Source organism: Vibrio sp. NFR, from assembly GCF_027587095.1.
GTDB lineage: Bacteria > Pseudomonadota > Gammaproteobacteria > Enterobacterales > Vibrionaceae > Vibrio > Vibrio harveyi.
Window position 1 is genome coordinate 50,869 of sequence record NZ_JAPPTN010000007.1, and the last position, 20,932, is coordinate 71,800.

Consider the following 20,932-nt stretch of genomic DNA (forward strand, 5'->3'; position numbering starts at 1 on the left):
TCAGTCATTGATATTAATATAGCTAATTAGAGTTAACACTTACTTCAACAAAAAAGGCTGCCGATTGGCAGCCTTTTGTTTCGTATTTCGCTTAATGCGATGACAAAGTAAAACTTAGTTAAAGTTCGGTTTTGTCATTACTGCTGATGCACGGTTTGTTGCTACTTGGCTACCTGCGCCTTTCGGTGCGTAGCGCTCAGCTTTAAACGGTGCCGCTGTAACCGTAATTTCGCGAAGCTCTTGAGGACCTGGCGCTTTAGTCATTGGAGCACTAGCGCGTGGCTTAGCTGCTACTTTGATAACTTCTGCTTTAGGTTCTTGCGTTTCTACTGGCGTTTCTGCTGTAACTTCTGTTACCGCTTCTTCTGCCACTTCAACGGCTGGTTCCTGAGCTGGAGCTGTTTCAACTGCAGATTCAGTCACTTCGACAACAGGTGCTTCAACGATTGGCTCTACTTGCGTTGTTTCAACTACTGTAGCTTCAGCTTGCTCAGCAACGGCATCCTCTACCACTGGCACTTCCGCAACAGGCGCTTCTACTTTCGCTTCTACAGATTCTTGAACTTTCGTTTCAACTGCTGGTGCTTCAACAACTGCAGGTTGTTCACGACGGATGATTACTTTACCCATCGCCATTTCAGGGCAAGCAAAACCACCTTGAATTGCAGGAACTGCTGCTGCCGTTACCACTACTTCTTCCTTCACTCGCTCTTCCTTCTTAGGCGCTGGTTTTGGAATGTAACGTGGCATCACTTTACCCATTGCCATCTCAGGAGATGCTACACCACCTTTACGTAGGCGGAATGGGTTAGGACGACGATCGCGACCACGACGACGACGTTGACCGCTTGCACGTAGGTGACGTGGTGAACGGCGGTTACGACGCTGCTTAGACTCTGCTTTGTTGTCTTGTTGCGCTTCTGCTGCTGCCTCAACTGGCTTCTCAACCGTTGCTTCAACTGCTTCAACAGGTTGTACTGGTACTTCCTGTTCTGCTTGCTCAGCCGCTTGCTGGTCTTTAACACGTACAGATTTGTTTAGCTTGCGACGTTGACGGCGCTCCTTCACTTTCTCTGCTTTTGCGTTTGACTTCGCTTTATTTTCTTCCGGCTTCGCTTCTGAACCAGTACGAGCTTCAGCAGCTAGCTGCAGACCTTTTTCCGCGACTTTCGCGTTAACTTTAGGCTCTTGTGCTTTTTCAGCTTGTTGAGCTCTAGGTTTACGTTTCTGGTTGCGGTTTTGCTGCTTGTTAGGCTGCTGTTGTGTTTCGTTCTGTTCAGTCGCTTGTTCTTCACGCGGTTTACGACGACGTTTGTTATCGCGGTTGTCACGACCTTCGCGGTTATCACGCTGGTTGTTGTTGCGACGACGATCGTTGCGGTCACGCTTGTTGCGCTTGTTATCGCGGTTTGGTTTTTTCTCTTCTTTCTTAGGTTCTTCTTTAACTTCTTCAGAACCACTGAATAGGAAACTACCAATTGCTTTAAACAGACGGCTGAATAGACCAGGTTTTTCTTCTTGCGGAGCTGCTTCTTTCTTCTTCGCTGCTGGAGCAGGTTTAGAAGTTGCTGCTGGCGTAGGAGCAGTTTGCGCTGGCGAAGCAAAACCTTTTAATACAGGCTCTTCGATACGCTTAGGCTTGACATCAACCTCTGCTGGCTCTTTGCCTTCTGCTTCTTTCATTGCTTCCAGTTTCTTAGGAAGTAGGTAAGAAAGCAGGTCAAACTCTTCGCCTTCTCGAACACGGATAACTTCGAAGTGAGGCGTTTCCATGTCTGAGTTTGGCACAACCGTAATCTTCACTTCTTGAATACGTTCGATGTGGTTGACCGAGCGACGTTTTTCGTTCAGAAGGTAAGATGCGATCGGCACAGGCACTACTGCTAGTACTTGGGCTGTATTGTCTTTTAGAGCTTCTTCTTCGATCAGGCGAAGTACAGAAAGTGCTAGAGATTCGTTATCACGAACAACACCTGTACCGCTACAACGAGGACAAATATGGTGGCTTGCTTCTGCTAGAGAAGGGCTCAAACGCTGACGAGACATCTCCAACAGACCAAAGCGGGAAATGCGACCGATTTGTACACGAGCACGATCTAGACGAACGGCTTCACGCAGACGGTTTTCAACTTCACGCTGGTGGCGCACCGGTGTCATATCGATAAAGTCGATAACCACCAAACCACCAAGGTCACGTAGACGTAATTGACGAGCGATTTCGTCTGCTGCTTCTAGGTTAGTATTAAGCGCTGTTTCTTCGATATCGCCGCCTTTGGTTGCGCGAGCCGAGTTGATATCGATAGATGTTAGAGCTTCCGTTGGGTCGATTACGATAGAACCACCTGATGGTAAGCGCACTTCACGTTGGAAAGCCGATTCAATTTGGCTTTCGATTTGGTAGTGGCTGAATAGTGGTACTTCGCCTTCGTATTTCTTAACGCGGCTGATGAAATCAGGACGTACCAGTTTGATGTGCTCTTTAGCACGCTCATAAATGGTGTTGCTGTCGATTAGGATTTCACCGATATCACGACGTAGGTAGTCACGGATTGCACGAACGATTACGTTACTTTCTTGGTGGATTAGGAAAGGAGCAGGGTTAGAATCTGCTGCGCCTTTAATTGCACCCCAGTGGTTAAGTAGTACGTTCAAGTCCCACTCAAGCTCTTCTGCACTCTTACCAACGCCAGCAGTACGAACAATCAGACCCATGCCCTGAGGCAGTTCTAAAGTGCTTAATGCTGCTTTTAGTTGAGTGCGCTCGTCACCTTCGATACGACGAGAGATACCGCCGGCACGAGGGTTATTAGGCATAAGAACAAGATAGCTACCCGCAAGAGAAATGAAAGTAGTTAGAGCTGCGCCTTTACTACCACGTTCTTCTTTTTCCACTTGAACGATAACTTCTTGACCTTCAGTCAGCACTTCTTTAATGCTTGGGCGACCTTGGTAAGTGTAACCTTCTGGGAAATATTCGCGGGCAATTTCTTTGAGAGGGAGGAAACCGTGACGCTCAGCACCGTAATCAACAAATGCGGCTTCTAAGCTTGGTTCGATACGTGTGATACGTCCTTTGTAGATATTCGCTTTTTTAGATTCATGACCCGGACTCTCGATATCAAGATCGAAAAGTCGCTGGCCATCAACCAGAGCGACACGCAACTCTTCTTTTTGAGTTGCGTTAATTAACATTCTTTTCATTGAAAATTTCTCGTTGTCTTTTCTTTTATCTTTCTTTTCAACTTGTCACTGGCTTTTCGCTCTTTCACGGTGCCTGATCCCATGGCTTATATTTTGCAGCCTCCCGGCTGGAAGGGGATGCTCTAGGGCACTTCAGTCATCACAAATTGCTTTGGGTTTCGTTGGAAACGTTAACTTGTGACCCGCTATTCGGGCGGTAGATACTCAACGTGAATATGCGAGGAGTAGAGTGACAAGTGTGTTGAACTCAACGTGTCTTACGCCAATGCTGCACCTGACGTTCAACAATCTACTCACATTGCTTGGGGATAAATGATTGGTAATGAACAAAATGTAACCAAACCTTCCTTAGCAGCTGTGAACTATAGCAGTGCAGGTGGATATCAGCAATCTGCTTTAGCGCAAACGATGGAAAATTTGGCGCTAAATTCAATTTTTGTAATTTATAACTGGCTGTTTCATAAGCACTTGAGTCTTGCAAACTGAGAAAGACACAAATTAAAACGAGAAGTTGATAAAGACTTTTAATAATCTAAACAAAAGCTTGGCGAGTTTTAGAACAATTTATGACAGCGAGTGTTTCTTTTGCAGCAAGAATAATGTGAAGTCGCACAGATTTGGGTTTACAATACCGCGCATGAGCGAAATAAGAACAAAAGTCCAGTTCGTTGATATCGACGAAGATATGGCAGGTCAACGCATTGATAATTTTTTGCGTAACCAATTAAAAGATATCCCTAAGAGCATGATTTACAGAATCGTGCGTAAGGGGGAAGTGCGCGTTAACAAAAAGCGTATTAAAGCCGAGTACAAACTCAAGGCTGGCGATCTCGTACGTATTCCACCAGTAACGGTAGAGAAAAAAGAGGACGACGTTGCGCCAAGCACTAAGTTGAACAAAGTAGCAGAGCTAGAACATATGATCATTTTTGAAGACGATCATATGCTGATTCTAAATAAGCCCTCTGGTACAGCTGTGCATGGTGGCAGTGGTCTTAAATTTGGTGCTATCGAGGCACTTCGTGCGTTACGTCCGCAAGCTCGCTTCCTTGAACTTGTTCATCGTATCGACCGCGATACTTCTGGTATTTTATTGGTGGCTAAGAAGCGTTCAGCATTGCGCCATCTGCAAGCGCAATTTCGCGAAAAGACCGTGAAGAAGTTCTACTTTGCCCTCGTGATGGGGGAGTGGAAAAGCAGCTGTAAGGTCGTGAATGCGCCGCTACTTAAAAACGAAGTGAATAGCATCGTGCGTGTGAACCCAAATGGGAAGCCGTCAGAAACTCGATTCAAGATTCTGGAAAAGTTTGACCAAGCAACGCTTATCCAAGCTAGCCCAATTACCGGTCGTACTCACCAAATTCGTGTGCATACTCAATACACGGGTCACCCAATTGCATGGGATGATCGCTACGGCGACCGTCGCTTCGATGCTTACACTGGGCAAGTGGGCTTAGACCGTTTGTTCCTTCATGCAGCGAACATCAAGTTCCAACACCCATCGAATGATGAGTGGATGGAAATCAATGCGCCGATGGAAGCGAGATTAGAGAAAGTACTCGCGGGTCTGCGTAAGAAGTAGAGGTGAGAGCGGGCTTCACCCTATGGGATAGCAAGACTGCTTCGCTTCGAAAGATGAGAAAAGAGATCCCCAACTCGCTCGTTCCTCACTCTTGAGGATGACGCGCTGCGACTTCTAAATCTAAGTGGGTAATTCTTATTTTTAGAGGAATGGGCTGACACAGCGTCTTTCCCGAGAGCGACGAAAGAGCATTGTCGGGAATCTCTATCTTAGATATAGAGTGATTAGTTTGACGCTGTGATTTTAATCTTCTCGCACTGGCATTTAAAAAAGGGTTGGCGCTTTCTCATGCCAACCCTTTAACGTTTATTAACTATCAATACCTATTACACAATATCTTTTACATAGTACTTTTTACAAAACCTCAAACCCTTGCTTTTGTAGCATGTCGATCAAGTCAATGAGAGGCAGGCCTACTAGCGTATTCGGATCTTTGCCGGCTAATTTGTTGAAAAGACAAATTCCCATTCCTTCGCTTTTAAAGCTGCCAGCACAATAAAATGGTTCTTCTCTGTCGACGTATCGTTCAATCTGTTCAAGCGACAAATCTCTAAAATGAACTTCGAAGGTGTCGAAGCCGACTTCAGTGTGATTCGTGGCTGTATTATGTACCGCAAGCCCAGTATAAAAAGTGATGGTTTTACCGCTTTGAGCCAATAATTGCTTGATGGCATTCTCTCGGTCTAATGGTTTGCCGACTATCTTGTCGTCAATAACACAAACTTGATCGCTCCCGATCACCAAGCTGTCTTGGTCGGTATCGCAAGACGTCGCTTTTCCAATCGCAAGCCTTTGCACCAAATCTAAAGGCGTTTCGTTGGGGAAGGGGGTCTCATCGCATTGCGGAGATAAACAAGTAAACGGTACTGATAGCTTTTCCAGCAGTTGTTTACGAAAAGGGGAAGTTGAGGCTAAAACCAGTTGGTAATTTTTCATTTTGAATTACAATTCACGCGAGCATTTCCAATAGAATAATCGATCAAAATTGATTCTGGCTAATGCTCTATATGTTAAGCGTAAAAAAGTACAACTTTTTTGCCTTTTTCTTTGACTAATTTTGATTTGGAAGATAATATTCGCGCCCTATGCAAAAGGTAAAAATACCGCGAACGGTTGATCCAGCAAAGTCCGCACAGAAACGATTAGATTACGATGGCATCATCCAAGCTAGTCTTTTCAAGCGCTTAGCGGAAACAACTGAAGGCGTAAAACGCGACGCAGAAGTCTCATTGTCATTTGATATTGATGAACAGCGACTTGTTGTTATCTCTGGTAAAGCTAACATCGAAGTTGATTTAGAGTGTCAGCGTTGTAATGAGGTATTCACACACATGTGTGAAGTTGAATTCCTTTACACTCCTTACTACGGTGAGAAGACGGAAGAGGAAGCACCAGAAATTTATGATTTGGTAGATCTAAATGAGTACGGTGAATTAGACCTTATACAACTGGTTGAAGACGAGTTCATCTTAACATTACCTCAAATCGCAATGCACGATGATGCGGATTGTAGCGTTGACTCAAATAACATGGTTTTTGGTGAAATTCCTGAAGAAATTGAGGAAGAAAAACCGAATCCATTCGACGTTTTGAAAAATCTGAAAAAGTAACTGGTGTGGTAGCCGCTTCTTCTTTAGGTTTTTAACCCAATAGTATAGGAGTAGGGTCAATGGCCGTACAGAAAAACCGTAAAACTCGTTCTAAGCGCGGTATGCGTCGTTCACACGATGCGCTAACTACAGCTGCACTATCTGTAGACGCGACTTCTGGTGAAACTCACCTACGCCACAACGTAACTGCTGAAGGTTACTACCGTGGTCAAAAGGTTATCAACAAGTAAGGTTGAACCTTTGCAAAGTATTACCGTTGCACTTGATGCAATGGGCGGGGATTTCGGTCCACGCGTAACAGTGCCTGCCGCCGTGCAGGCACTGTCTCATTTCCCAGAGCTAAAAGTGATTCTTATAGGTGATCAATCTCTGATCACGTCTCAATTATCTCAACTTGGTACCTCTACCAGTTCTCGTTTGAGCATTCTTCATAGCGAGAAAGTGATTTCTAATTCAGAAAAACCGTCTTTGGCCCTTCGCAATAGCCAAAATAGCTCTATGCGTATGGCGATTGATCTGGTTTCTGAAAACGAAGCTGATGCTTGTGTGAGTGGTGGTAACACCGGCGCATTGATGGCGCTGTCACGTTTTATTCTTAAGCTGCTTCCTGGTATTGAGCGTCCTGCTTTAGTTTCTGCGTTACCGACCATCAGTGGAAAACGCACCTGGATGTTAGATTTGGGAGCAAATGTGTCGTGCGATGCCGACAGTTTATTCCAGTTTGCCGTGATGGGCAGTGCATTAGCAGAAGAACACCTAGGTCGACCTCCTCGTGTTGCGGTGCTGAACATTGGCGCAGAAGAAATCAAAGGTAACGATTTAGTCAAACGCTGTGCAGAAATGCTTTCTCAAACCGACGCCATCAACTTTGTCGGTTATATTGAAGGTAATCAAATTTTGCATGACGTAGCCGATGTCATTGTTTGTGATGGCTTTGTCGGTAACGTATGCTTAAAAGCCAGCGAGGGAACAGCTCAACTCTTCATCGAAAAACTAAAAACCAGCATGATGGAATCGACGATTAAGGGTTGGATTGCTAGAAAGTTGTTTTCTCGGCTATTTAATGAACTAAAAACACTGAACCCCGACCAGTATAACGGCGCAAGTTTGCTAGGATTGCGCGGCATTGTCATAAAAAGCCATGGAAGTGCGGATGTATCTGCGATTGTCAATGCACTTGGCGAGGCAGTACACGAGGTCAAACGACAAGTACCAAGCCGTATTAGCGATCGTTTGGAAGCGGTTTTACTCGAGAGGCATTATTAGTCTTCATGTATAGCAAAATTTTAGGTACTGGCAGCTACCTGCCATCTCAGGTGCGTACTAACGCAGACCTAGAGAAAATGGTAGATACAAGTGACGAGTGGATCGTAGCTCGCACGGGTATTAAAGAGCGTCGAATTGCAGCAGAAGATGAAACTGTTGCGGACATGGCATTCTACGCAGCTGAAAACGCTATCGATATGGCCGGCATTGATAAAAATGATATCGACCTAATTATCGTTGCTACCACGAGCAGTAGCCATACTTTCCCTTCATCTGCGTGTCAGGTGCAGGCAAAGCTTGGCATTAAAGGTTGTCCTGCTTTCGACTTAGCCGCTGCTTGTTCAGGCTTTGTATACGCAATGTCTGTAGCTGACCAACACATTAAATCAGGTATGTGTAAAAACGTACTTGTGATTGGTGCTGACGCATTATCGAAAACGTGTGATCCGACTGACCGCTCAACTATCATCTTATTTGGTGATGCGGCAGGCGCGGTGGTAATTGGTGCGAGCGAAGAACCTGGCATCATTTCGACACACGTATATTCAGATGGTCAATTTGGTGATCTTCTGAGCCTTCCTGTACCTGAGCGTGGTAAAGATGCAGATAAATGGCTGCACATGGCGGGTAACGAAGTTTTCAAAGTGGCAGTAACTCAGCTTTCGAAGTTAGTGAAAGACACGCTTGAAGCAAACGATATGCACAAGTCTGAACTAGACTGGTTGGTTCCGCACCAAGCCAACTACCGCATTATTTCAGCGACAGCGAAAAAGCTTTCGATGTCACTAGACCAAGTCGTGATCACACTTGATAAACACGGCAACACATCAGCAGCAACCGTGCCAACAGCACTGGATGAGGCGGTACGTGATGGTCGTATTAAACGTGGTCAAACTCTACTTCTTGAAGCGTTTGGCGGCGGATTCACTTGGGGTTCTGCCCTGGTGAAATTCTAAGTTTCACAAGATTCAAAATTTAAGATGCGCTACGGTGCATCTTATTTCTTTTTACTTTGCTTAAAGGAAAACAACATGAGCAAGTTTGCTATCGTATTTCCAGGTCAAGGTTCACAAGCAGTTGGTATGCTTGCTGATCTAGGCGAACAATATGACGTAGTAAAACAAACATTTGCAGAAGCATCTGACGCACTAGGTTACGACCTATGGGCGCTTGTTCAAAATGGACCTGCAGAAGATCTAAACCAAACTTTCCGTACTCAACCAGCTTTGCTAGCGTCATCTGTTGCTATCTGGCGTGTATGGCAAGAGCTTGGTCTTGAGCAACCAGCAAACCTAGCGGGTCACAGCCTAGGTGAGTACTCAGCGCTTGTGTGTGCTGGCGTGATTGACTTTAAAGAAGCAATCAAACTGGTTGAGCTACGTGGTCAACTGATGCAAGAAGCGGTACCTGCGGGTACTGGTGCAATGTACGCGATCATCGGTCTAGATGACGAAGCAATTGCAAAAGCTTGTGAAGAAGCAGCACAAGGTGAAGTCGTTTCTCCAGTAAACTTCAACTCACCTGGTCAAGTTGTTATCGCAGGTAGTAAAGACGCGGTAGAACGTGCTGGTGCACTATGTAAAGAAGCAGGTGCTAAGCGTGCACTTCCTCTTCCTGTTTCAGTGCCTTCACACTGCGCACTAATGAAACCTGCAGCAGAGAAACTAGCTGTCGCGCTAGAATCTATCGAATTCAACGCACCACAACTTCCGGTTATCAACAACGTTGACGTGGTGGCTGAAACTGATCCTGCAAAAATCAAAGACGCACTTGTTCGTCAACTTCACAGCCCAGTTCGTTGGACTGAGAGCGTGCAGCTAATGAACGAGCAAGGTGTAGAAAATCTTCTTGAGCTTGGTCCTGGCAAAGTTCTGACAGGTCTGACTAAACGTATCGTGAAAACACTAAGCGCAGCAGCAGTTAACGACGTAGCGTCGCTAGAAGCCGCTAAGTAATCTGTTCACGATAAGAAAAGGAAAACACAACATGATGAATCTAGAAGGTAAGATCGCTCTAGTGACAGGCGCAAGCCGTGGCATTGGTCGTGCGATTGCTGAACTTCTTGTTGAACGCGGTGCAACGGTAATCGGTACTGCGACTTCTGAAGGCGGCGCAGCGGCGATCAGCGAGTACCTAGGTGAAAACGGTAAAGGTCTAGCACTTAACGTAACTGACGTTGAGTCTATCGAAGCAACACTAAAAACCATCAATGATGAGTTTGGTGCAATCGATATTCTAGTAAACAACGCTGGTATCACGCGCGATAACTTGCTAATGCGTATGAAAGATGACGAGTGGAACGACATCATCAATACAAACCTAACGCCAATCTACCGCATGTCTAAAGCGGTTCTACGTGGCATGATGAAAAAACGCGCTGGTCGCATCATCAACGTAGGTTCTGTTGTTGGTACTATGGGTAACGCTGGTCAAACAAACTATGCAGCAGCAAAAGCGGGTGTGATTGGTTTCACTAAATCAATGGCTCGTGAAGTGGCTTCTCGTGGTGTAACAGTGAACACGGTTGCTCCAGGTTTCATCGAAACTGACATGACTAAGGCGCTAAATGACGACCAACGTGCAGCAACGTTGTCGAACGTGCCAGCAGGTCGTCTAGGTGACCCTCGTGAAATTGCATCAGCAGTTGTATTCCTAGCTTCACCTGAAGCGGCTTACATTACTGGTGAAACTTTGCATGTAAATGGTGGCATGTACATGGTTTAATGCACAGTTCGTGCAAAATAAGCTATTTTACTTTATGAAAAATAGCCTATAGTTGCTGTTAACTGTCATTAAGTTGTCATGCTCATGCGCAAGATTTGTGCATGATTTAAGTCAAAAATGTATTGAAATTCGGTTAAATTCGCTAATTTTGTGGTTTGACCAGCAAGGACCCCCTTGCAAACTTCAATAGTTCGAATAAACTACGGAATCATCGCATTAGGCGAAATCTGTAAAGGAAAAGAAAAATGAGCAACATCGAAGAACGCGTAAAGAAAATCATTGTTGAACAGCTAGGTGTAGACGAAGCAGAAGTTAAAAACGAAGCTTCTTTCGTTGACGATCTAGGTGCTGATTCTCTAGACACTGTAGAGCTAGTAATGGCTCTAGAAGAGGAATTCGACACTGAGATTCCTGATGAAGAAGCAGAGAAAATCACTACTGTTCAAGCTGCAATCGACTACGTAAACAGCGCTCAGTAATTATCTCTCCCAGGCGGTCTCCTAGACCGCCTGTGTTCTTTCTAACTTCTTCTATCCTCTCATAGAAACATTCAATTCCCGGAGAATTATATCGTGTCCAAGCGTCGTGTAGTTGTCACTGGCATGGGTATGTTGTCACCGGTAGGCAACACAGTAGAATCATCTTGGAAAGCCCTGCTAGAAGGTCAAAGCGGTATCGTAAACATCGAGCACTTCGATGCAACGAACTTCTCGACTCGTTTTGCTGGTCTTGTAAAAGATTTTGATTGCACAGAGTACATGTCTAAGAAAGATGCTCGTAAAATGGATTTGTTTATCCAGTACGGCATTGCTGCGGGTATCCAAGCATTGGATGACTCTGGCTTAGAAATTACCGAAGAAAACGCGGCTCGAGTTGGTGTAGCAATCGGCTCAGGCATTGGCGGTCTAGACCTAATCGAAGCAGGTCACTCAGCGCTAGTTGAGAAAGGTCCTCGCAAAGTTAGCCCATTTTTTGTTCCTTCGACCATCGTAAACATGGTTGCGGGTAACCTATCTATCATGCGTGGGCTTCGTGGTCCTAACATCGCGATCTCTACTGCATGTACTACAGGTCTTCACAACATCGGTCACGCGGCTCGTATGATTGCATACGGTGATGCGGAAGCTATGGTTGCTGGTGGTGCAGAAAAAGCATCTACTCCACTTGGTATGGCAGGCTTCGGTGCTGCAAAAGCACTATCGACTCGTAACGATGAACCGCAAAAAGCATCACGTCCTTGGGATAAAGGTCGTGACGGCTTCGTTCTAGGTGACGGTGCGGGCGTGATGGTTCTTGAAGAGTACGAACACGCAAAAGCGCGCGGTGCTAAGATCTACGCAGAGCTTGTTGGCTTCGGTATGTCTGGTGACGCTTACCACATGACTTCTCCAAGTGAAGATGGCTCTGGTGGCGCACTGGCAATGGAAGCGGCGATGCGTGACGCAAACATCACAGGTACTCAAGTTGGTTACGTGAACGCTCACGGTACATCAACACCAGCAGGTGATGTGGCTGAAATCAAGGGTGTGAAACGCGCACTTGGTGAAGAAGGCTCTAAGCAGGTTCTTGTCTCTTCTACTAAATCTATGACTGGTCACCTTTTAGGTGCAGCAGGCTCAGTAGAAGCAATTATCACGGTTCTTTCATTGGTAGATCAAATTGTTCCACCAACGATTAACCTAGATGATCCAGAAGAAGGTTTAGATATCGACCTTGTGCCGCATACTGCGCGCAAAGTTGATATGGAATACGCAATCTGTAACTCGTTCGGCTTCGGCGGTACTAACGGTTCGCTTGTATTCAAAAAAATCGCTGAGTAAAAGTCTCTAACACAGTTTTAGAGTAGCGATACTTGTATTCTAACGGCTCGATGCTTAGCATTGAGCCGTTTTGTTTTATTTGTCGATCAGAAAGCAAGGGTATCTGAATGTTCTGGGTAAATGGACTGCCACAAACACATGTTCCACTCGGTGACCGTTCTTTCCAATATGGTGATGGCTGTTTCTCTACCATCAAAACCAAGAAAGGGCAGTTGGAGCATTGGCAAGCGCATGTTGAACGTATGGAAGCATGCTTAACGACATTACAAATCCCTTTTCCTGATTGGCGTACGGTCTTGGATTGGGCGATGTCGGCAACTTTAAAAGATGAATCTGCCGGAATCAAAATTCATATTAGCCGCGGTTGTGGTGGTCGAGGGTATAGTCCTAGCGGTGTCGAAGGTCCGGTTGTCACTATCTCGAATTTTACATTCCCTGCTCACTACCTTGCTTGGCAAGAGCGTGGCGTGCAATTAGGTGTTTGTGAAACCCGACTTGGAATCCAGCCATTACTTGCCGGACATAAGCACAATAACCGTATAGAGCAGGTGCTCGCAAAGGCAGAAATTGATGGTACTGAATTTGCTGATGCTGTGACGTTAAATGTGCAAAATCATGTCATTGAAACTACAATGGCAAACCTTTTTTGGGTTAAAGATGAAAAGGTGTTCACACCCGGTTTGTGTTTATCCGGTGTGGCTGGTGTGATGCGCCGTAAGGTTTTGGAATATCTCCAAAGCGAAGGTTACTCAGTGCAGGTAGCCGATTTCACACTGACAAATTTGCTCGATGCAGATGAGGTGTGGATGTGTAATTCACTATTGGGTGTAGCACCGGTTTCCGGTATTTCAGCACCAGAGAACAAGATTGACTTTCCAATTGGGAAATTGACTCGACGACTTCAAGGGAATCTAAATACGTGATTAAAAAACTGTTTGCGTTTGTTGTACTGATTGCCGTTATTGGTGCAGCAAGTGTTTTTTACGTTGTTTCACAGACTAAGCAATACGTTAACTCGCCAATTCTTATTGAGCAGCCTCAGCTGTTTACCGTTGAAAATGGCACCAGCTTTCACCGAGTAATGCGTGACTTGGCGAAAGGTAACATCATCGAAGCTTCAGACTACACTCGTTTAATGCCTCATCTCTATCCGGAGCTTCTTCAGGTGCGAGCAGGCACTTACCAACTAGAAGCTAACACCTCTCTATATGACACGTTGGAACAACTAAACACAGGTAAAGAACATCAGTTTGCGATTACCTTTGTGGAAGGCAGTCGCTTTTCTGAGTGGGTTGAGCAGTTAAGTGCAGCGCCTTATGTCAAACATGATTTGACCGGATTATCGGAAAAGCAGATGGCTGAAAAGCTGGGGATAGAGCGCGAAAAGCTTGAAGGCTTATTCCTTGCCGAAACCTATCACTACACAGCTGGTACAAGTGAGAGTCAGATCTTAGAGCGTGCTCATAGTAAGCTGAACAAGATTTTGGATGCTCAGTGGGAAGAACGCCAAGAGAAACTGCCACTAAAAGACAAATACGAAGCGCTGATTCTTGCTTCTATCATTGAAAAAGAGACGGCGATAGACTCGGAGCGTGAGCGTGTCGCATCTGTATTTGTAAATCGTCTTAACAAACGTATGCGTCTACAAACAGACCCTACAGTTATCTACGGTATGGGAGATGCCTATGATGGTAATATCCGTAAGAAAGATTTGCGTACTCCTACACCATACAACACATACACTATCAATGGTTTGCCACCAACGCCGATTGCCATGGCGGGTGAAGCTTCGATTGAAGCCGCGTTAAACCCTGAAAACAGTAACTATCTATATTTCGTAGCAAGTGGGAAGGGCGGACATGTATTTTCGAAATCCCTTGCTGAGCACAACCGTGCTGTACGTGCCTATTTAAGAGAACTAAGAAAGAACAAATGATGAAAGCAAACTTTATTGTCGTTGAGGGCCTAGAAGGCGCGGGTAAAAGTACGGCAATCAAAACGGTTTTGGATACGCTGAAAGCTGCAGGTATTGAAAATATCGTTAATACTCGTGAGCCCGGTGGAACCCCTCTCGCTGAAAAGATGCGTGCATTGGTTAAAGAAGAGCACGAAGGCGAAGATTTGAAAGATATGACGGAGCTGCTTTTACTCTACGCAGCTCGTGTCCAGCTAGTGGAAAATGTAATCAAGCCAGCACTTGCAAACAATCAATGGGTGGTGGGTGACCGCCATGACTTGTCTTCTCAAGCTTACCAAGGTGGTGGTCGTCAAATCGATGCGTCGCTGATGAAAAACTTACGCGACACTACGCTTGGTGAGTTCAAACCTGCTTTTACGTTGTACATGGATATCGATCCTCGTGTTGGTCTTGAGCGTGCTCGTGGTCGCGGTGAGCTAGATCGAATTGAGAAAATGGACATCAGCTTCTTTGAACGCACTCGTGAGCGTTACCTAGAGTTGGCTAATGCAGATGACTCTATCGTAGTTATCAATGCAGAGCAGTCGATTGACGAAGTGGCACATGATATCAGAGCTGCACTAAATGCATGGCTTGCAGCTCAGTAAGCTGAGGGTAGATTGAGGTGATTCATGTTAAATGACTTTCCATGGTTACAGCCCGTTTGGGATAACCTCAAAATCAGTTTGGATTCAGAGCGAGTTCCTGGAGCTTTGTTACTACAAAGTGAGAAAGGGTTGGCCGTTGAAAAACTGGTTGAACTCTTCAGCCACTCTCTTTTGTGCCAAAACTACACCAGTGAGGCGTGTGGTTTTTGCCACAGTTGTCAGCTAACTCAATCTAATAGTCATCCAGACTTACATTGGGTTAAGCCGGAAAAAGAAGGCAAATCGATTACGGTTGATCAGATCCGCGCTTGTAATCGTCTTGCTCATGAATCATCACAGCTAAATGGATATCGCGTGTTCATTATCGAACCTGCGGAAGCAATGAACGAGTCTGCGTCCAATGCGTTGTTGAAAACACTAGAAGAACCAGGGCAGAAGTGTTTGTTCTTGCTTGTTACACAGAACCATGAGCGATTACTGCCAACGATTCAAAGTCGCTGTCAGCAATGGGTCGTGGCTACGCCTTCAACAGAGCAAGCTATGAGCTGGATGAGTGAGCAAGGGGCTTCTCAAGTGCCCCCTTATGCGCTTAAGTTGAATATGGGTTCACCAATAAATACGCTGGAAGCAGCAAAAAGTGGTGAGCTGGATGAGTATCAAGCGTTTGAGCGCTGCTTGATTGAGACTTTGTCTTCGCCTTTGTCAGATGTGTTTCGGTGCGCGACGTTAATGGCTAAGAATCCAGACAAAGCGTTAGACTGGGCGTGGTATTTGTTGACCGATGCCCAGAAAGCGCAATTTGGTGTTACGGAAGTGGATCTGCTTCCTGGCGCCGCTCAGTTTCAGCCCGGTAGATATAACGGTCTGTATCAAGCGGCCCAAAAGCTGCTTGAATTGAAAGCTCAACGACAAACCTTTCCAGGCTTAAACCTTGAGCTACTATCTATGAATTGGTTAATTGAATCACGAGAGGCATTATGTTCGTAGATTCGCACTGTCATCTAGACAAATTGAATTACGATGACCTTCATATTAATGTTGAAGACGTTATCAACAAAGCTAAGCAAGCTAATGTTACTGAGTTATTGTCCGTTGGTGTGACTTTGGACTCTTTCCCTAAAATGCTCGAAATGATCACACCTTACAATAACGTTCACGCGTCTTGTGGTGTTCATCCTCTTGATGTTGAAAGTGCCTTTTCGATGGATATCTTACGAGAGTACGCGTCCCATGAAAAAGTTGTGGCGATCGGTGAAACGGGGCTGGATTACCATTACAAACCAGAGACCGCCGCACTGCAGAAAGAGCGTTTTGAGCAGCAAGTTGACCTAGCAGTAGAGTTAAACAAACCACTGATTATTCATACTCGTAATGCACGTGAAGATACATTAGAAATTCTACGCAATGGCAGAGCCGAAAAATGTGGTGGCGTCATACACTGTTTTACTGAAGATCTGCCTTTTGCAGAAGCTGCACTCGATTTAGGGTTTTACATCTCGATTTCAGGTATCGTGACTTTCCGCCAAGCGACGGAATTGAAGGATGTTGTGAAAGCCCTACCTCTTGAAAAGTTGCTTATTGAGACAGATTCTCCGTATCTTGCCCCTGTTCCACATCGTGGAAAAGAGAACCAACCAGCCTATGTTGTCGAAGTTGCTGCCTATATTGCACAGTTGAAAGAGTGTGCCTTGTCTGAAGTTGGGCAAAAAACCAGCGAAAATTTCCGAAATCTTTTTTTGCGATGAAAAATCAATAGGCAGATTAAAAAAGGGGCTTTTGCCCCTTTTTTGTTGATAAATGCACCAAAAAGATCATTTAGTTTAATGTTTACTAAATTTGTTGATTTAACCGCATCCAAATCCCTCAAATGTAATTTTGTTACTAAAAATAACATCGACCTTTATTTTATTTACGCCTTAAAATTAATTATGTAGATAATAAAATCTTTATAAAACAGTGATATAGGTTTGATGCAAACCTTTTCATCGACGGTTTTTAGGTGTGATCTGCGGCTTGTTTTGAAACTAAATTTCGTAACTGTGTGGAAAGTTTGAGGGCCATCAATATATATTTAGAGCCGGAAAATATAATGCAACGTGTGGTTACATTTTCATTGGGTGCTAACATTTAGGCTACGGGGGTGTGCCGTTAGTGCCCAAATAATACTTATAATTTATCAGGAGCATAAACATGTTTAAGAACCTTTTTGCAAACCTGCAAAAAGTTGGTAAAGCTCTGATGCTACCAGTATCAGTATTACCAGTCGCAGGTATCCTACTAGGTGTTGGTGCTGCCCACCTAAGCTTTATTCCAGAAGTGGTTTCTAACCTAATGGAACAAGCTGGTGGTTCAGTATTCGGCCAAATGGCACTTCTATTTGCTGTTGGTGTAGCACTAGGCTTCACAAACAACGACGGTGTAGCTGGTCTAGCTGCTATCGTTGGTTACGGCATCATGACAGCAACGCTAGGCGTTATGGCTGGCATCATGGGCGTTGAGAAAATCGACACAGGTGTACTAGGTGGTATCCTTGTCGGTGGTGTTGCTGCTTGGGCATTCAACCGTTTCTTCAAAATCCAACTTCCAGAGTACCTTGGCTTCTTCGCTGGTAAGCGTGCTGTGCCAATCATCACTGGTTTCGCTGCGATCATCCTAGGTGTTGTACTATCTATCGTATGGCCACCAATCGGCGGTGCAATCTCTGCATTCTCTGACTGGGCTGCACACCAAAACCCACAGCTTGCGTTCGGTATCTACGGCGTAGTTGAGCGTTCTCTAATCCCATTCGGTCTACACCACGTATGGAACGTACCATTCTTCTTCGAAGCAGGTACTTGTGTGAACGCTGCTGGTGAAACTCAAAACGGCGTACTAACTTGTTACCTAGTTGCAGATGATGCATCTCGTGCTGCTGGTAATGGCTTCGGTCAGCTAGCGGGTGGTTACATGTTCAAGATGTTTGGTCTACCAGCTGCGGCAATCGCTATTGCTCACTGTGCTAAACCAGAAAACCGCGCGAAAGTAATGGGTATCATGGCGTCAGCTGCACTGACTTCATTCCTAACTGGTATTACTGAGCCAATCGAATTCTCATTCCTATTCGTTGCTCCTGTACTATACGGTATCCACGCTCTACTAGCTGGTTCTGCATACGTTGTTGCTAACACTCTAGGCTTCGTACACGGTACTTCATTCTCACATGGTCTGATCGATTTCCTAGTTCTATCTGGTCACGCTCAGAAGATGGGTCTGATGGTAGCTGTTGGTCTAGTTTACGCTGTAATCTACTACGTAGTATTCCGCACAGTAATCACTGCTCTTGACCTTAAAACTCCAGGTCGTGAAGATGAATCTGAAGAAGCTGTTGCAACTTCTGGTTCTGACATGGCAGGTGAGCTTGTTGCAGCATTCGGCGGCAAAGCAAACATCACTGGTCTAGACGCATGTATCACTCGTCTACGTGTAGCGGTAGCTGATACAGCTGCTGTTGACCAAGACAAGCTAAAACAACTAGGCGCTGCTGGTGTTGTAGTTGTAGCAGGTGGTGTTCAGGCTATCTTCGGTACTAAGTCTGATAACCTAAAAACTGAAATGGATGAGTGGATTCGTAACCACGGCTAATCTCAGTCATTCATAGAAAAGAGGAGGCTTCGGTCTCCTTTTTTTGTGCCTGTTTTTCATGCTGAAACCACGACGACTAACGGCTTATCTTTAATTTAACGTCCCACATCGTGACACAATACGCAGCCTTACAGTTGTAGCGTTTTTCGTACCTCTCCCTTACTCATTGCTGACATACCAAAACTAAATCATGTTTGAATTATGCACGCCGTTTTTTTAGAGTGATGACGTGTATGAAAAAACAAATAATGCTGGCAGCAGCACTGTTACCTAGTGTAAGTATGGCAGCAAACCAACCGACGAATTTTTCCGTTGGTATGGCAGTGGATCAGCAATTGAGTGTCGTAGTTGAAATCGATGATAAATATCGAGGTATCATCGGTAATGACGGGATGGCATTTGACTATATCGCGAAACGTGGTTCTTTTGAGCAAAATATGCCGCTGACCTGGTATGTAGGTGTTGGTGGTTGGTACGAGTGGGATGATGAATTTGGTTTTCGTGTTCCGCTTGGCGTGAATTGGGATCTTTCAAAAGGATGGGATCTCTATGCGCAAATTCATCCAGAGCTCGATCTGTATAAAGGACCCGATCTTCAAATTGGTGGAGCTCTTGGGGTTAAATACAGCTTTTGAGTTAAAGCAGATACAAAAATGCCGGCATCAACGCCGGCATTATTCTTGATAAAGGAACGGTATTATTGCTGCTTATCCATCGCTCGCTTGATGCACACAGCTGCGCCACCCCAAGTGATGCCAAGACCAATAACCATCATAATAATTGCACTTGTTGTCATTACGCTTTCTCCTTGCTTACCACGTTAATCAGTACACCAAACACAAATAGCGCGGCAATCATTGCCCAGCCAAGAGTTAGGTCGTAGCCACCGTAACCTTCTGTTAGAAGGGCATATAGCTTAGTTGCTAGGATAATTGCTAGCATGATTGGAGTAACAAAACGTAGGCAGACTACAAACCATTGACCAATAGAGAAATCTGAACGCTCATTTACATAGTCACGAACTTCTGGCACTTGTTTAAGTAGCCAAGCCATTAGGACGATTTCAACCAGACCGCCAACCATGATGCCGACGTTATTAGCAAAGTGGTCGACAAGGTCAAGTAATAATAGACCTCCGTTGGTTGCAAATGCCATTGAGACAATAAAGCCAATACCAATCACCACGTTTGCCGCTTTTTTACGGCTCCATTTCAGTTTATCGATAACTGCAGATGTTACCGCTTCCATGATTGAGATGTGCGAACTTAAGCCAGCTACAACGAGAGCAAAGAAGAACAGCGGACCAAGAATATATGGCGCTGGTAACAAATTGATAGCGGCAGGTAGCGTTACGAACGCAAGACCAACACCAGCAGAGACGACTTCAGTTAGTGGTTTACCTTGCTCTTGAGCCATGTAACCAAGCACTGAGAAGATCATGATACCGGCTAAGATGGAGAAACCACAGTTGATAAGGACAGTCATGAAGGCGTTATTCGTGATGTCTGATTTCTCAGGCAGATAACTGGAATACGCTAGCATGATGGCAAAGCCGATACTTAGGGTAAAGAAGATCTGCCCGTACGCAGCTGCCCACACTTTCACGTCCCAAATCTTACTGAAATCAGGCTCAAACATGTAGTTCACACCATCTAGTGCTCCAGGAAGGAAAATCATACGACCAATCAAGAACACGACCATGATGAACAAGATTGGCATCATGATTTTTGATGCTCGTTCGATACCTGATTTAACACCACTCACAATTGCCGTGTAGGTGATCGCCCAAGCAATCAGCATGGATACTGCGATCTTCCATTGAATGCTGCCCAAATCCGTTGGTGAGTTATCACCAAGTTTTAGGTATTCACTAAAGAAGAAAGCATTGGTGTCAGAACCCCAACTTTGGGTAAACGACATACCAAAGTAAGAAATTGCCCAGCCAATAACAGCGACGTAGTAAACGGCGATAACCGCAGCTACACCCACTTGGAACCAGCCAAGCCACTCAAACTTGGCGTGGATTTTAGCTAATGTTTTCGGAGCAGAACCACGGTATTTTTGTCCCATACTGAATTCCAGAATCATAAATGGAATACCAGCAGTAATCATGGCGAAAAGGTAAGGAATAAAAAAGGCACCACCACCGTTCTCATAAGCCATATAAGGGAAACGCCAGATGTTACCCAGACCGATGGCTGAACCGACTGCAGCTAAGATGAATCCCGCACGGGATCCCCATTGTTCTCGCTTCATATTTGACTCCTGTACAACTCCCTAAGGAATGAAGCTCTTCTTGGCAGGTGTAAATCCCAGCAGAATAAAGGGCAACTGTTATCCGTCAGTTTTCTATCCTAAATTCGGTATTATTGTTACTTTCTGGTTTTTTACTTTGTTTTGCCAATGAAGAATTAGAATTAAATGCTTTAAATTTTGATGTGTGTTTGCAAAAGCTGAAATATTCTTCTGCTTTCTGTCTTCAGACTAACTTTTTACATTATTTATCGCAATAGATTCTAAATGTTAACGGCGAGATTTTATCT

General features: G+C 45.0%; 21 protein-coding genes. 17 read left to right on the forward strand and 4 right to left on the reverse strand.

Annotated elements, in window-relative coordinates; translation table 11 throughout:
• Positions 1–114: 114 nt before the first annotated feature.
• Entirely contained in the window at positions 115–3,201 is a 3,087-nt protein-coding gene (gene rne / locus OH463_RS14640) for a ribonuclease E (RefSeq protein WP_269991525.1), read from the reverse strand.
• 312 nt (positions 3,202–3,513) lie between these two features.
• On the opposite strand from rne, the gene OH463_RS14645 reads away from it, so the two are divergent.
• A complete protein-coding gene (locus OH463_RS14645; RefSeq protein WP_017189381.1) occupies positions 3,514–3,687 on the forward strand; it encodes a hypothetical protein in 174 nt (57 codons plus the stop codon).
• A gap of 151 nt (positions 3,688–3,838) precedes the next feature.
• Positions 3,839–4,783 carry a 23S rRNA pseudouridine(955/2504/2580) synthase RluC gene (gene rluC, locus OH463_RS14650; protein ID WP_005444789.1) on the forward strand — a complete coding sequence of 315 codons (945 nt, stop codon included), beginning with the start codon at positions 3,839–3,841 and terminating at the stop codon, positions 4,781–4,783.
• A gap of 354 nt (positions 4,784–5,137) precedes the next feature.
• Here rluC and OH463_RS14655 read toward each other — a convergent pair whose 3' ends face one another.
• Complete coding sequence (locus tag OH463_RS14655) at positions 5,138–5,719, reverse strand: Maf family protein (protein WP_269991526.1); 582 nt, start codon at positions 5,717–5,719, stop codon at positions 5,138–5,140.
• A gap of 149 nt (positions 5,720–5,868) precedes the next feature.
• Here OH463_RS14655 and yceD point away from each other — a divergent pair, with 149 nt between their 5' ends.
• The 15 genes from yceD (at position 5,869) to OH463_RS14730 (ending at position 19,024) form a co-directional block, all read left to right on the forward strand.
• The gene (gene yceD / locus OH463_RS14660; RefSeq protein ID WP_005444794.1) at positions 5,869–6,393 is read left to right on the forward strand and encodes a 23S rRNA accumulation protein YceD; all 525 of its coding nucleotides are present in this window, start codon (positions 5,869–5,871) and stop codon (positions 6,391–6,393) included.
• Between the two features lie 59 nt (positions 6,394–6,452).
• The gene (gene rpmF, locus OH463_RS14665; RefSeq protein ID WP_005396978.1) at positions 6,453–6,623 is read left to right on the forward strand and encodes a 50S ribosomal protein L32; all 171 of its coding nucleotides are present in this window, start codon (positions 6,453–6,455) and stop codon (positions 6,621–6,623) included.
• Positions 6,624–6,633: 10 nt separating this feature from the next.
• A complete protein-coding gene (plsX, locus tag OH463_RS14670) occupies positions 6,634–7,659 on the forward strand; it encodes a phosphate acyltransferase PlsX (RefSeq protein WP_005444797.1) in 1,026 nt (341 codons plus the stop codon).
• A 5-nt stretch (positions 7,660–7,664) separates the two neighbouring features.
• On the forward strand, positions 7,665–8,615 hold the full coding sequence (locus OH463_RS14675; protein WP_005444799.1) for a beta-ketoacyl-ACP synthase III: 951 nt from the start codon (positions 7,665–7,667) through the stop codon (positions 8,613–8,615).
• A 75-nt stretch (positions 8,616–8,690) separates the two neighbouring features.
• A complete protein-coding gene (gene fabD / locus OH463_RS14680) occupies positions 8,691–9,614 on the forward strand; it encodes an ACP S-malonyltransferase (RefSeq protein WP_017189384.1) in 924 nt (307 codons plus the stop codon).
• Between the two features lie 34 nt (positions 9,615–9,648).
• Positions 9,649–10,383: a 3-oxoacyl-ACP reductase FabG gene (fabG, locus tag OH463_RS14685; protein WP_005444803.1), complete on the forward strand. Its 735-nt coding sequence runs from the start codon at positions 9,649–9,651 to the stop codon at positions 10,381–10,383.
• Between the two features lie 245 nt (positions 10,384–10,628).
• The gene (acpP, locus tag OH463_RS14690) at positions 10,629–10,862 is read left to right on the forward strand and encodes an acyl carrier protein (protein WP_004406112.1); all 234 of its coding nucleotides are present in this window, start codon (positions 10,629–10,631) and stop codon (positions 10,860–10,862) included.
• 93 nt (positions 10,863–10,955) lie between these two features.
• The gene (gene fabF, locus OH463_RS14695; protein WP_005444811.1) at positions 10,956–12,203 is read left to right on the forward strand and encodes a beta-ketoacyl-ACP synthase II; all 1,248 of its coding nucleotides are present in this window, start codon (positions 10,956–10,958) and stop codon (positions 12,201–12,203) included.
• 107 nt (positions 12,204–12,310) lie between these two features.
• Positions 12,311–13,126, forward strand: a complete 816-nt coding sequence (gene pabC / locus OH463_RS14700; RefSeq protein WP_269991527.1) for an aminodeoxychorismate lyase — start codon at positions 12,311–12,313, stop codon at positions 13,124–13,126.
• Positions 13,123–14,139 (forward strand): endolytic transglycosylase MltG, encoded by a 1,017-nt coding sequence (gene mltG / locus OH463_RS14705; protein WP_269991528.1) that lies wholly within the window; start codon positions 13,123–13,125, stop codon positions 14,137–14,139. Before pabC ends, mltG begins: the two co-directional genes overlap by 4 nt.
• Positions 14,136–14,768 carry a dTMP kinase gene (gene tmk, locus OH463_RS14710; RefSeq protein ID WP_033001763.1) on the forward strand — a complete coding sequence of 211 codons (633 nt, stop codon included), beginning with the start codon at positions 14,136–14,138 and terminating at the stop codon, positions 14,766–14,768. Before mltG ends, tmk begins: the two co-directional genes overlap by 4 nt.
• Before the next feature lie 24 nt (positions 14,769–14,792).
• Positions 14,793–15,755, forward strand: coding sequence for a DNA polymerase III subunit delta' (locus tag OH463_RS14715; protein ID WP_199451092.1), 963 nt, complete (start codon positions 14,793–14,795; stop codon positions 15,753–15,755).
• Complete coding sequence (locus tag OH463_RS14720) at positions 15,746–16,513, forward strand: TatD family hydrolase (protein ID WP_269991529.1); 768 nt, start codon at positions 15,746–15,748, stop codon at positions 16,511–16,513. Before OH463_RS14715 ends, OH463_RS14720 begins: the two co-directional genes overlap by 10 nt.
• A 445-nt stretch (positions 16,514–16,958) precedes the next feature.
• Complete coding sequence (gene ptsG, locus OH463_RS14725) at positions 16,959–18,389, forward strand: PTS glucose transporter subunit IIBC (RefSeq protein ID WP_005439576.1); 1,431 nt, start codon at positions 16,959–16,961, stop codon at positions 18,387–18,389.
• A gap of 233 nt (positions 18,390–18,622) precedes the next feature.
• On the forward strand, positions 18,623–19,024 hold the full coding sequence (locus OH463_RS14730; protein WP_005444828.1) for a hypothetical protein: 402 nt from the start codon (positions 18,623–18,625) through the stop codon (positions 19,022–19,024).
• A 62-nt stretch (positions 19,025–19,086) separates the two neighbouring features.
• Here OH463_RS14730 and OH463_RS14735 read toward each other — a convergent pair whose 3' ends face one another.
• Together OH463_RS14735 and OH463_RS14740 are read right to left on the reverse strand one after the other, a co-directional pair.
• Positions 19,087–19,185, reverse strand: a complete 99-nt coding sequence (locus tag OH463_RS14735) for a MetS family NSS transporter small subunit (protein WP_005444829.1) — start codon at positions 19,183–19,185, stop codon at positions 19,087–19,089.
• Positions 19,185–20,645 carry a sodium-dependent transporter gene (locus tag OH463_RS14740; RefSeq protein WP_009699396.1) on the reverse strand — a complete coding sequence of 487 codons (1,461 nt, stop codon included), beginning with the start codon at positions 20,643–20,645 and terminating at the stop codon, positions 19,185–19,187. Before OH463_RS14740 ends, OH463_RS14735 begins: the two co-directional genes overlap by 1 nt.
• Between the last annotated feature and the right edge of the window lie 287 nt (positions 20,646–20,932).